The sequence below is a fragment of the Streptomyces sp. SAS_270 genome, assembly GCF_052543295.1.
Genome location: NZ_JBMNDS010000042.1, coordinates 1 through 12,562, shown reverse-complemented (window position 1 = coordinate 12,562; position 12,562 = coordinate 1). Strand labels below are relative to the sequence as shown.

Here is a 12,562-nt window from a genome sequence, read left to right as displayed (position 1 = left end):
AGACGCCCGTCACGTTCGGGCCCCGGTGCTCTGCGGCCCCGGTCACACCGCCCGGCCGCTCCGCGTGGCCGGCCGTGCGCGGTCCGTCAGGCGCGGGGTGAAGCGGCCCACAGGACCCACGTCACATACGAAGCGCGGTAGTAGCGCAAAGGTCTGGCATGGACGCGTCGAAACCCTGCCTGACCTGGGGTTTGAGAGCCAGATCACACGATGGACTTTCTACCTGTATGCGACCACCACTAGTAAAAGGGGTCATTGCGGACGGACTCCCGAACTGTTTCTCTGGAGCAGTCGCCAGGCGCCGACGTGCCCTCCCGGGCCGCGGCGCCGACGTATGTCCCCGACATACCGGCGACCCCCTGTCCCCGAAGAAAAGGTTCACTGTGTCCGTCTCCTTCATCCGCCGCATCGCTTCTCCGAAGAAGGCCCTCGCCGGTGCCGCCGTGGCCGTCGCCACCACCGGCATGGTGTTCGCTGCGGCGCCCGCCCAGGCCGCCACCAGCGAGGCCTCCTCCGCCCAGGCGATCGCGCACAAGATGATCCCGGACGCCGCGCAGTACAACGCGTTCAGCAAGATCGTCGAGCACGAGAGCGGCTGGGACGTCAACGCCACCAACGCCTCCTCCGGTGCCTACGGCCTGGTCCAGGCGCTGCCCGGCTCGAAGATGGCTACCGCCGGCTCCGACTGGAAGACCAACGCCAAGACCCAGATCAAGTGGGGTCTGGACTACATGAACGGCCGCTACGGCAGCCCGGCCGGCGCCTGGAACTTCTGGCAGGCCAACGGCTGGTACTGATCAGCCGAGCCACCCCCCGTACGCGAAGGCGGCGGCCCCCGATCCCCGGGGCCGCCGCCTTCCGCGCGTCACCCGTTCCGTACGGCGTCGCCCCGCGCAGCACCGCTCTTCACGGCGTCGAACCACCGCACCACCTCCGGCGCCGACACGCCGAATGACCCGAAGTGGTCCACGTTCCCCTGGTTCACCACCGGCACCCGCTTGCCGTGCGCGGCCAGCCGGTGCGCGCAGCTGCGTGCGTTCGCGAGGGGGACGTCGGTGTCTGCCGCCCCCGCGTACAGCCGCACCGGCACCCGGGGCTTCCAGTCGCAGACGTGGCCGTTGTCGCGCATCGCCGCCAGCAGGCCCCCGGTGGGGTGCCGCATCCTCTCGTAGAAGGCAGGCGTGAGCATGGCCTTCACCGTGTGCGGCAGCGCCTTGATGATGTCCTTCTCGTCGTGCTTGCCGTCGTACAGGCTCTCGACGCGGCTCGCGTACGGGGCGCGGAAGGCGTCGGCGGGGTTCTTGTAGATCGAGTGCAGCCTGCTCTGCGCGACCAGCCAGTACGACGTGTAGATCACACCGCTGACATTGTTGACCCGGCCGTCGTACAGCGCCGGGATCTCCTGGCCCTGCACGTCGTAGGGCCCGCTGACCGGCGCCAGCGCCTTCAGCCGGAAGTGCCGGTCCACCCCGCCCTGCAACGCCTGCCCGAGCGCCATCGCGACCTGGCCGCCCTGCGAGAAGCCCGTCGCGTAGACGTCGCCGGTGAGCGGCCGGTCCAGCAGCCCGGCAGCGGTGCGGGACGCGCGCAGCATGTCCACCGAGGCGGTCACCGAGGAGCGGGTGTCCATGTAGGGGTGGCGGCCCGGGCCCTCGCCGAGGCCCAGGTAGTCGGGCGCCGCCACCGCGCGGCCCGCCGTCGCGTTCAGGTACGACGGGATCCGCCCGAAGTCCTCGCCCGCGGAGGGCGCGTAGCCACGGTTGACCATCGTGCCGTGGGTGTCGGACACCAGGTCGAGATGGCGACCGCCGCCGACGGGGAGCGTGAACAGGCCGGTCGCGGTGGTGGGTTTGCCGTACGCGTCCACGGTCGCGTACGTCAGCCGGTAGGACCGCACGCCGTACCGCACACCGTCCGTGGCGATGTCGTGTCCGGCCAGGAACGCCCTGATCTGCCGGGCGTCGCGCGAGGCGACCGGCACGGCGGAGACGAGAGCGCCGCGCCACGCAAGGCCGTGTGACGCGAGGCCGTACGACGCGTGAGCCGCGTGGTCCTGCGCCGTCGCCCCGGGCACCGTCGCGATCCCCGCGGCCGCCACGAGCAGCGCGGCCGTCGTGGCGGCAAGCCCCTTCCTCGTACGCCGGTTGGTGCGTGTTCCCGTGACTTCGGCCGTCTTGCGCGCATCGTCGCTCATGCCATCGACGCTACGGACGCGCAGTTCGCCCCGCCATGCAAGAACCCCCCGTCTCCATGGTGGACTTGACACCACCCTTTTGCTCCCGGGGGTGGACTTGAGTCCCCCACGCCCCGCGGTCAACCGCTCCTGCGCTCACCCGGCTTCACGGATCCGCGGGGTTGCGGACACAATTCATGCGACGCAGTCCTATTACGCAGTTCCATTACCAAGAGGATCACGCATGATCACGCTCTCGAAGGAAGACGGCCCGGCGGACCTGGACGGGGTGACCCATCTGTCCATCGGTGTCTCCTGGGACCCCACCGCCGGAACCAGCGGCGGGCTGATGGGCAAGCTCCGCAGGCAGGCCGGCACCGACCTCGACCTCATCGCGATCGCGATGCAGGGCAAGGACCCGGTGCGGCTGGCGGGCCTCGACTCCCTGGACCCGCTGGGCAACGGCTCGTTGGTGCACAGCGGGGACAACCAGACCGGGCGCGGGGAGGGCGACGACGAGACGGTGACCGTCGCGTTCGCCGGAGTCCCGGCCAACGTCACGTCGATCGTGTTCGTCGCCGCCGCGTTCAAGAAGAGCAGCTCGTTCCAGAAGGCGCGGAACATCAGCTTCAAGGTGTACGACTCGACCGGGGGCACCTCCCAGCAGGTCGCCGACATCTGGCCGAGCCTGCTCAGCGCGGACAACGGCTGCGCCGTGGCCAAGGCGATCCGGGTCGACGGCGCCTGGAAGCTGGAGGTCGTCAACAAGACGGGGAAGATCAAGCAGGGCGACGAGCGGGACCTGATGCGCTTCGCGATGAACAAGTAGGCGACAGGCAGGCAGATGGCAGGCAACGGGAGATACGGGGCCGACCCGCGCGTCAGCCCCGTACCCCCGGCAACGCTCGCAACCGCTACAGCCGCTACAGCCGCTACAGCCGCTACAGCCGCTGGATGATCGTCCCCGTGGCCAGCGCCCCGCCCGCGCACATCGTGATGAGCGCGAACTCCTTGTCCCGGCGCTCCAGTTCGTGCAGGGCCGTCGTGATGAGCCGGGCACCGGTGGCGCCGACGGGGTGGCCGAGGGCGATCCCACCGCCGTTGACGTTGACCTTCTCCAGGTCCTGCTCGAAGACCTGCGCCCAGCTCAGCACCACCGACGCGAAGGCCTCGTTGATCTCGACCAGGTCGATGTCCTTGAGCGTCATCCCGGCCTTGCCGAGCACCGCGCGCGTGGCGTCGACGGGCCCGTCCAGGTGGAAGTGCGGATCGGTGCCGACCAGTGCCTGGGCGACGATCCGGGCGCGCGGGCGCAGCTTCAGGGCGCGCGCCATCCGTTTGGACGCCCACATGACGGCGCAGGCGCCGTCGGATATCTGTGAGGAGTTCCCCGCCGTGTGCACGGCGGTGGGCATGACCGGCTTCAGCTTCGCCAGCGCCTCCATGGAGGTGTCGCGCAGCCCCTCGTCCCGGTCGACGAGCCGCCACATGCCCTGCCCGGCCCGCTGCTCGTCCTCGGTGGTGGGGACCTGCACGGCGAACGTCTCGCGCTTGAACCGCTCCTCGGACCAGGCGATCGCGGCCCGCTCCTGCGAGATGAGGCCGAGCGAGTCGACGTTCTCCCTCGTCAGCCCCCGGCGCCGGGCGATCCGTTCGGCGGCCTCGAACTGGTTGGGCAGGTCCACGTTCCACTCGTCGGGGAACGGCTTGCCCGGCCCGTGCTTGGACCCGGAGCCCAGCGGCACCCGTGACATCGACTCGACACCGCAGCTGATGCCGACGTCGATGACTCCGGCCGCGACCATGTTGGCCACCATGTGCGACGCCTGCTGAGAGGACCCGCACTGGCAGTCGACGGTCGTGGCGGCCGTCTCGTAGGGCAGGCCCATGGTGAGCCAGGCGGTGCGCGCGGGGTTCATGGACTGCTCGCCGGCGTGGGTCACCGTGCCGCCGACGATCTGCTCGACGCAGTCGGCGTGGATGCCGGTGCGGCCGAGGAGTTCCCGGTAGGTCTCGCCCAGGAGGTAGGCGGGGTGGAGGTTGGCGAGCGCGCCGCCGCGCTTGCCGATGGGGGTGCGTACGGCTTCGACGATGACGGGTTCCGCAGCCATGGGGGTGCGTCCTCTCCCTAGGGCCCGTCCGGCGGAGCGGGCCCGGTCAACCCGCGCGGCGCGGGCGTCCCGGCCACCCGCCACGCTGAACTAGTACGCGTTCTAGTTCTGTGTGCAGTCTGCTGAGCGAACGCCTCGCGCCGCAAGGGTCGTGCAGCCTCCGAAGTCGTGATCTGCACGAATCCCGCACGGAATTGAGGCCGCCTTACCTCTTGCCTCTTGTAGAACCCGTTACTACCTTCACGACAATTCTCGATTCCTGATGGACCGTCAGAACAACCGTCAGAACACAGCCGGAGTCGCTCATGCCCTGTCCAGCGCTGCCCGACGGGTTCGACTTCACCGACCCTGATGTGCTGCACCACCGCGTGCCCCTCCCGGAGTTCGCCGCACTGCGCCAGTCCGAACCGGTCCGCTGGATCCCCCAGCCGCTGGGCCTCGCCGGCTTCCAGGACGAGGGCTACTGGGCCGTCACCCGGCACGCGGACGTCAAGTACGTCTCCACGCACCCGGAGCTCTTCTCCTCCACGCTCAACACGGCGATCATCCGCTTCGGCCCGCACATGGAGCGCGACGCGATCGACGCCCAGCGGCTGATCCTGCTCAACATGGACCCGCCCGAGCACACCCGGGTCCGCCAGATCGTGCAGCGCGTCTTCACCCCGCGCGCGATCCGTGCCCTGGAGGACAACCTGCGCTCCCGCGCCCACGCGATCGCGGCGAACGCGCGCGCCCGCTCCGGGCCCTTCGACTTCGTCACCGAGGTCGCCTGCGAACTGCCCCTGCAGGCCATCGCCGAGCTCATCGGCATCCCGCAGGACGACCGCGCCAAGATCTTCGACTGGTCCAACAAGATGATCTCGTACGACGATCCGGAGTACGCGATCACCGAGGAGGTCGGCGCCGAGTCGGCCACCGAGCTCATCGCCTACGCCATGAACATGGCCGCCGACCGCAAGCAGTGCCCGGCCAAGGACATCGTGACCACGCTGGTGTCCGCCGAGGACGAGGGCAACCTCGCCTCCGACGAGTTCGGCTTCTTCGTGCTGATGCTGGCGGTCGCCGGCAACGAGACGACCCGCAACGCCATCACGCACGGCATGCACGCCTTCCTCACCCACCCCGACCAGTGGGAGCTCTACAAGAGCGAGCGACCGGCGACGGCGGCCGAGGAGATCGTCCGCTGGGCCACCCCCGTCAACTCCTTCCAGCGCACCGCCACCCAGGACACCGAACTCGGCGGCAAGCTGATCAGGAAGGGCGACCGCGTCGGCATCTTCTACGCCTCCGCCAACCACGACCCCGCGGTCTTCGACGACCCCGACGTCTTCGACATCACCCGCGACCCGAACCCCCATCTCGGCTTCGGCGGCGGAGGCCCGCACTACTGCCTCGGCAAGTCCCTGGCGGTCCTGGAGATCGACCTGCTCTTCAACGCCGTCGCCGACGCGATGCCGGGCCTGACCCTCGCGGGCGACCCGCGCCGGCTGCGTTCGGCGTGGATCAACGGAGTCAAGGAACTCCAGGTCAGCGCGGGCTGACGCGCGCGGCAGACCCATCGCACTCGGGCCGACGGCATCCCGGCGCCGTCGGCCCGTCCCGCGCAGTAAACGTTTCGGTGCCGCTTCGCGTCTTCGACCATGAAATCCACAGCCCTGACACAGCCTGATGTCGAAGTCATCCAACGGAAATGCTGAGCCGTGGTCTCTGCCGAGCTGACCCCTGTCCGGCCGGACCGTGCGGCCACGCCCCGGAACGACCGCCTCCGCGCACTCTGGCTCCGGCACCGCGTCCCGCTCCTCGCCACGCTCCCCGCCCTCCCGCTGTACGCGGTGTGGTGGGCGTTCCTCGCCACCGGCGGCGGTGACCTCGCGGCCCAGGAGGCCTGGGCGCAGTTCGCGTCCCGGCACGGCGGATCGGCGTACAACCTCTTCTGGTACGGCGGCATGCACACCGCCAACTACAGCCTGATATCGCCGTATCTGATGGCCGCCGTCGGCGTGCGCACGGTCAGCGTGCTGTCCGGGCTTCTCGCCTCCTGGCTGGCCGCGGCGCTGATCACCCGGGCGGGGGTGCCGCGTCCGGCAGGCCCGGCGCTGCTCGCCACGCTCGCGCTGTGGTGCGACGTCGCCTCGGGCCGTACGACCTTCGCACTCGGCGTCGCCTTCGGCCTCGCGGCCTGTCTGCCGCTGGTCCGCGAGCGGCGCGCGGCGCCGGCCGTGGCGTACGCGGCGCTCGCGACGATGGCCAGCCCGGTCGCCGGACTGTTCCTGGTGGTCGTCGGGGCGGGGTATGCCGCCGTACGGGACCGGGTGCGCGCCTGCGCGCTGCTGCTGCCGCCCGTCGTGGTCGTCGCGGCGACCACCCTGTTCTTCCCGTTCACCGGGGAGCAGTTGATGCCGCTCAGCCGGATCTGGCCGCCCGTGCTGCTCGGGCTGTCCCTCACCGTGCTGGTGCCGCGCGACTGGCGGGTGGCACGGTGGAGCGGGGCCGTCTACGCGGCCGGGACCGTCCTCACGTATCTGATCCCCTCCCCCGTCGGCACGAACGTCGAGCGGTTCGCGGAACTGTTCGCACCGGCCGTGCTGCTCGCGGCGCTGCTCGCCCTGCCCCGGCTGCGGACGCTGCGGCGCAACGCGCTGATCGCGGCACTGGTGTTCTCGCTCGCCTGGGTCGGCAAGAAGACCGTCGACGACCTGGTGGTGTCGACCCGGGTCCCCAAGTGGGCCGCCGACACGCACGGCGTCATCCGCGCCCTGGACCGGCTCGGCGCCGCCCGCGCCCGCGTCGAGGTCGTCCCGGCCCGCAACCACCGCGAGGCCACCGCGCTCGCCCCGCACATGAACCTGGCCCGAGGCTGGAACCGCCAACTGGACATGGAGCGCGGCCGCCTCTTCTACGACGGCACGTTCTCGGCGGCGACCTACCGGGCCTGGCTGGACCGCTGGGCCGTCGGCTACGTGGTGCTGCCCGCGGGCAGACCCGACGGGTACGCCGAGGACGAGGCACGCCTGGTGGGCGACGACCGGCCCGGCTGGCTGGAGCCGGTGTGGCGGGACGCGAACTGGCAGGTGTTCCGGGTGCGTGCGGCGGTGCCACTGGTGTCCGCGCCCGCCACCGTCCTGCGCACCACCAGCGCCGAGGTCGATGTGCGGGTGCCGGGCTCCGGCGCGGTGACCGTGCGGATCGCGTACTCGCCGTGGCTGCGCGCCGCGGGCGGCTGCCTGGAGCGGGAGGGCGAGTTCACGAGGCTGACGGTGACCGCGCCGGGCGTGTACCGGATCAGCTCGGAGTACGGTCCTTCATCTGCGCCGTCGCCTCGCTGCTGACCTCGACGGGCTTCGCCGACGGCCGCGAGCGCGGGCCCTGGAGCAGGTAGGTGAGGCCGAAGCCCGCGGCGACGACGGTTCCTCCGCCCACCGCGTCGAGCACCCAGTGGTTGCCGGTCGCCACGATCGCCGAGACCGTGCAGAGCGGGTGCAGCAGGCCGAACGCCTTCATCCACCACCTCGGCGCCAGGATCACGATCACCAGACCGCACCACAGCGACCAGCCGAAGTGCAGCGAAGGCATCGCCGCGTACTGGTTCGTGAGCGCGGTCAGCGTGCCGTAGTCCGGCTTGGAGAAGTCCTGCACGCCGTGCACCGTGTCGATGACGCCGAGGCCCGGCATCAGGCGCGGCGGGGCGAGCGGGTAGAGCCAGAAGCCGACCAGCGCGAACAGCGTGGCGAAGCCGAGCGCCGAGCGCGCCCAGCGGTAGTCGGCGGGGCGGCGGACGTAGAGCAGGCCGAGCACGGTGAGCGGGACGACGAAGTGGAACGACTCGTAGTAGAAGTCGAAGAAGTCCCGCAGGAAGCCGACCTTGAACACCGCGTGGTTGACCCAGTGCTCGATGTCGATGTGCAGGAACCGCTCGATGGCGAGGACCTGCTCGCCGTGGTGTTCGGCGGTGGCCCGCCCACCGGAGTTCGTGCCGCCCGTCGCGGCAAGCCTGACCTGCTGGTACGCCGAGTAGCCGACGCGGATGAGCAGCAGCTCCAGGAGCAGGTTCGGGCGGGTGCGCACCCGGTGCAGGAAGGGCAGCAGCGGGACGCGCGACCAGCGGGCCGGGACGGGTTCGGCGAAGTCGGTGGGGATCGGCGCCCGGTAGTACTCGGAGGTCCGCGACAGGAACGGGACGACGGTGGCGGCGGCGAGCGCGGCGATCAGCACAACGTTGTCGCGCAGCGGGTAGAGCGACTCCATGTTCGGCAGCATCATCTTCGCGGGCAGCGTCATCACGAGGATCACCGCGACCGGCCACATGTAGCGGTCCGAGGCCTTCTTGCCGACACGGCCGACCACGGCGAGCAGCACCCACAGCAGCTGGTGCTGCCAGCTCGTGGGCGAGACGACGACCGCGACGCAGCCGGTGACCGCCACGGCGAGCAACAGCTGCCCGTCGCGTGCGTAGCGCACGGCGCGGCGCATCCCGAGGACCGCGACTCCCGTGCCGAGCAGCAGGAACAGGCCGATCTCCTGCGGCCCCGCCAGGCCGAACCGCAGCAGTGCCCCGTGCAGCGACTGGTTGGCGAGGCCGTCGGCGGCGCCGCCGAGGCCGACGCCCGCCAGGTGGTGCACCCAGTAGGTGTACGAGTCGTGCGGCATCGCGGCCCAGGCGAGCGCGGTGGACGCGGCGAAGGTGAGGCCGGTGGACGCGGCGGCGCGGCGGCGGCCGGTGAACCAGAGCAGCGGCGCGAAGAGCAGCACGGTCGGCTGGAGCGCCGCCGCGAGGCCGATCAGCACGCCGCTCGCCCGTTCCCCGCGCACCGCGAAGCAGCCGAGCAGCACGAGGAGGACCGGGATGATGCTGGTCTGGCCGAGGTAGAGCGTGTTGCGCACCGGCAGCGACAGCATCAGCAGGCTGATCGCCACGGGCGCGCCGAGCAGGGCGGTGCGCCGGGTCACGGGCTGTGGCAGGGCGCGGGCGGCGACCACGCCGAGGGCGACGACCAGCAGCAGCGTGCCGAAGGTCCAGCCCCAGCCGAGGGCCTGTTCGGCCGACCGGGTGAGTGGCTTGAGTACGAGTCCCCCGAAAGGGGTGCCGGTGAACCGCGTCGAGTCGTACAGAGACCCCTTCACATGCAGGACGCCGTCCGTGCCGACCCAGGTCTCCAGGTCCGTCAGACGCTCCCCTTTCGGGGTGCCGAGAACGGCAGCGACCTGCCGTACGGCCAGGAGGGCGACGATCAGCCACAGTCCGATGCGCATCGCGCGCAGCTGCGCTTTCACCGGTCCTGCCGTCCCTGCTCCGAAGGCACTGCCCGCTGGTCCACCGTGCTCCACGTTCGCCACGCCCCGTCGGCCCTCCCGCCCCGCTCGTCCCGTATGTCGCACCCGTCCGGTTCCTGCCCGAACCATATAGAGGCTCGCACCACCTCCGGGGGGAGACGCAGGCAACCCCCGCTTCACCTGACGTCTTCCCTGCTTTTGTCCGAATGACGATAGTGCGCGAAGGTTCCCCGTCCTCCGCGGCAGGCTGGAACCACCGCTTCCGACGTGTCGTCTGAGATCTTGTTCGCCGGCGCGGAGACAGGCGCAGGGACAGGCACAGGGACAGCGGCAGGAACAGTGAAGTAACGGGGAAGGGTTCCGGGATGTTTCGGGGGATACGAGCGTTTCTGTCATTCTTTGCGCGAGGAGGGGCGCGCAAGGGCGCACGCGGCCGGGTACTGGCGGTCGTGACGGCGCTGCTGGCGCTCCAGGTGGGGTCGCTGATCGCGCCGGCGTACGCCTGCGGATGCGGGGCGATGGTGCCGGACCGGGACCGTCACGTGTCGGTGGGCCGCGAGATGTCCGTCGTGCGCTGGGACGGCCGCCAGGAGCAGATCGTGATGCGCCTGACGGTCGCCGGGGACGCGCGTACGGCCGCGTGGATCATGCCGGTGCCGCACCGCGCGACGGTGAAGCTCGGCGACAGCGCCCTCTTCGACACGCTCGGGACGGCGACCGAGCCCGAGCACCGCGCCCGCCCGTACTTCTGGCCGCGCGACGGCGACTGGCCCTTCGACGACACGGACACCTCCTCGGCCGCCCCGGGTGACGGCGCGGGGTCGTCGTCGGTGAACGTCGTGGGCCGTGAACGGCTCGGCCCCTTCGACGTGGCCCGGCTCACCGCCAGTGACTCCGGTGCGCTCGGCGACTGGCTCTCCGACAACGGCTTCAGGCTCCCGGCCCGCCTGGACCGGGCCCTTCGGCCGTACGTCGACCAGGGCTGGGAGTACGTGGCGATCCGGCTGGCCCCGGAGAACAAGGAGACACCGCTGGGCGGCACGCTCGACCCGCTCCACCTCACCTTCGCGAGCGACACGCTCGTCTACCCGATGCGGCTCTCCCGACTCGCCCAAAACCCTCAGTCGCTGGGCCTGTACGTCCTCGCCGCGCACCGCATGGAGCCGAGCTCGGCGATCGGCGGCTCGGCTCCGCAGCTCGTGTACGCGGGTCGCGTGAAGGCGAAGTCCGGGCCGCTGGCCGCCCTCACCTCAGGCGGCACGGACTTTCTCACCGCCATCGACCAGGAGTTCCCGGTGCCGTCGCGGATCTCCGGCGACCACGAACTGCTGCGGACGGCGGGCGACGCCACCTACCGCCGGGTGATCTACGACGACGAGCTCCTCACCGTGGCCGGCGTACCGGCATGGCTGCTGACGGTCGGCGGCGCGCTCGCAGTGGTGATCGTGGTGGTAACGGTGATCGCCGTACGGATCCGGCGGCGCCCGATCCCGCCTCCGCCGCCGGTGTACGCGCCTCCGCCGATCGGCTGACCCGCCGGGGGCCGGGACCGGAAAAGCGGCTGACAACCGGTTCCGTGCGGGTTAAATTCAGCACGACAACTAGTTAGCCGACCTAAGTAGACAGTCAAATCAAGTTCGCCGGGTCACGGAAGCCGACCGGCGGACCGACGGTGACACAACCCGGTGCAACGAAAGGCACGGTGCATGAGCGAGTCGCAGCTCTGGAACGACGTCGACGACTACTTCACCACCCTCCTCGCCCCCTCCGACGACATCCTCACCGCGGCACTGCGCGACAGCGACGCGGCCGGGCTCCCGCCCATCAACGTCGCGCCGAACCAGGGCAAGCTGCTCCAGCTCCTCGCCCAGCTCCAGGGTGCGCGCCGCGTCCTGGAGATCGGCACGCTCGGCGGGTACAGCACGATCTGGCTCGGCCGCGCCCTTCCGGCCGACGGCCATCTGATCACCTTCGAGTACGACCCCGGCCACGCGGAGGTCGCCCGCGGCAACCTCGCGCGCGCGGGCCTCGACAAGATCTCCGAGGTGCGGGTCGGCGCGGCCCTGGAGTCGCTGGCGAAGCTGGCCGACGAGGACCCGGAGCCGTACGACCTGGTCTTCATCGACGCCGACAAGGTGAACAACCCGCACTACGTCGAGTGGGCGCTCAAGCTGACCCGCCCGGGCAGCCTGATCATCGTCGACAACGTCGTCCGCGGCGGCGCCGTCACCGACCCGGACAGCACCGACCCCAGCGTGCGGGGCACCCGGGCCGCACTCGAACTGATCTCCACGCACCCGAAGCTGAGCGGCACGGCGGTGCAGACGGTGGGCAGCAAGGGGTACGACGGGTTCGCGCTGGCCCGCGTGCTGCCGTAGGCCTCAGGCTTCGTGGTAGAAACCCACGTTCACGCTGCGCGGCCCGGTGCGGTCCAGGATGACGAGTTCGCCGGAGCTGCCGGCGGGAAGCTTCGCCGTACCGCCGTAGGGAAGGGGCTGGGGCTGCCCGCCGCCGAGCGTCAGCCGTACCTCCGAGGACGGCTCGGGGTGCGAGCCGCGCAGCCATGTGACCTGCCAGGTCCCTTCCGGGCCGCAGAGGAACTCCAGGTGCACCCGGGAGACGAACAGCCAGTCGTCGGGGGTCGCGAGTCGGCACACGGCCCGGTCACGTCCCACCCGCAGCATGGCGCCGGGGTCGCTCGGTGCGTCGGCCATCAGCATCCCGGCCGTCGCACCCGCGTCCGCCCCGGCGAGCGAGGCCATGGTGAGTTCGAGCAACGCGCGCTCCTTCAACAGATTCCAGCTGGTCCGCCGGTCCGATTGTCCCGGTGCGGCGCACAGTTGACGCACCGCCGCCGCATGATAATTCGACAGATCGCCCCACCGCGGCCTGTTTGTCCATCCGGGTCTCGAATCCGGTAGCAGATCCACGTGACGGAAGCACTGACGGAAGCACTGACGCACGCGGCCGGGGGGGGGGGGGGGGGGGGGGGGGGGGGGGGGGGGGG

The 12,562-nt window shown here is 70.8% G+C and carries 10 protein-coding genes; 6 read left to right on the top strand and 4 right to left on the bottom strand.

What is annotated here, in order from left to right; translation table 11 throughout:
* Positions 1-383 precede the first annotated feature (383 nt).
* Positions 384-797, top strand: a complete 414-nt coding sequence (locus ACN6LB_RS25695) for an aggregation-promoting factor C-terminal-like domain-containing protein (protein ID WP_445027981.1) — start codon at positions 384-386, stop codon at positions 795-797.
* A gap of 68 nt (positions 798-865) precedes the next feature.
* On the opposite strand, the gene ACN6LB_RS25690 is transcribed toward ACN6LB_RS25695, so the two are convergent.
* Entirely contained in the window at positions 866-2,194 is a 1,329-nt protein-coding gene (locus ACN6LB_RS25690) for an alpha/beta hydrolase (RefSeq protein ID WP_445027980.1), read from the bottom strand.
* 223 nt (positions 2,195-2,417) lie between these two features.
* Between ACN6LB_RS25690 and ACN6LB_RS25685 the strand changes: the two genes are divergently transcribed.
* Complete coding sequence (locus tag ACN6LB_RS25685) at positions 2,418-3,002, top strand: TerD family protein (RefSeq protein ID WP_356143012.1); 585 nt, start codon at positions 2,418-2,420, stop codon at positions 3,000-3,002.
* Between the two features lie 112 nt (positions 3,003-3,114).
* Here the strand turns inward: ACN6LB_RS25685 and ACN6LB_RS25680 are convergent, their stop codons facing one another.
* Positions 3,115-4,284 (bottom strand): steroid 3-ketoacyl-CoA thiolase, encoded by a 1,170-nt coding sequence (locus ACN6LB_RS25680; protein ID WP_445027979.1) that lies wholly within the window; start codon positions 4,282-4,284, stop codon positions 3,115-3,117.
* A 305-nt stretch (positions 4,285-4,589) separates the two neighbouring features.
* On the opposite strand from ACN6LB_RS25680, the gene ACN6LB_RS25675 reads away from it, so the two are divergent.
* Together ACN6LB_RS25675 and ACN6LB_RS25670 are read left to right on the top strand one after the other, a co-directional pair.
* On the top strand, positions 4,590-5,825 hold the full coding sequence (locus ACN6LB_RS25675) for a cytochrome P450 (RefSeq protein ID WP_356143008.1): 1,236 nt from the start codon (positions 4,590-4,592) through the stop codon (positions 5,823-5,825).
* A gap of 159 nt (positions 5,826-5,984) precedes the next feature.
* Complete coding sequence (locus ACN6LB_RS25670) at positions 5,985-7,613, top strand: hypothetical protein (protein WP_445027978.1); 1,629 nt, start codon at positions 5,985-5,987, stop codon at positions 7,611-7,613.
* Here the strand turns inward: ACN6LB_RS25670 and ACN6LB_RS25665 are convergent.
* Complete coding sequence (locus ACN6LB_RS25665; protein ID WP_445027977.1) at positions 7,567-9,618, bottom strand: bifunctional glycosyltransferase 87/phosphatase PAP2 family protein; 2,052 nt, start codon at positions 9,616-9,618, stop codon at positions 7,567-7,569. The two genes, ACN6LB_RS25670 and ACN6LB_RS25665, sit on opposite strands and share 47 nt — an antisense overlap.
* Positions 9,619-10,004: 386 nt before the next feature.
* Between ACN6LB_RS25665 and ACN6LB_RS25660 the strand changes: the two genes are divergently transcribed.
* Positions 10,005-11,087 (top strand): DUF2330 domain-containing protein, encoded by a 1,083-nt coding sequence (locus ACN6LB_RS25660; protein ID WP_445027976.1) that lies wholly within the window; start codon positions 10,005-10,007, stop codon positions 11,085-11,087.
* 174 nt (positions 11,088-11,261) lie between these two features.
* The gene (locus tag ACN6LB_RS25655) at positions 11,262-11,933 is read left to right on the top strand and encodes an O-methyltransferase (protein WP_445027975.1); all 672 of its coding nucleotides are present in this window, start codon (positions 11,262-11,264) and stop codon (positions 11,931-11,933) included.
* A 3-nt stretch (positions 11,934-11,936) separates the two neighbouring features.
* Here ACN6LB_RS25655 and ACN6LB_RS25650 read toward each other — a convergent pair whose 3' ends face one another.
* Positions 11,937-12,332 carry a hypothetical protein gene (locus ACN6LB_RS25650; RefSeq protein ID WP_356142998.1) on the bottom strand — a complete coding sequence of 132 codons (396 nt, stop codon included), beginning with the start codon at positions 12,330-12,332 and terminating at the stop codon, positions 11,937-11,939.
* Positions 12,333-12,562: the final 230 nt, after the last annotated feature.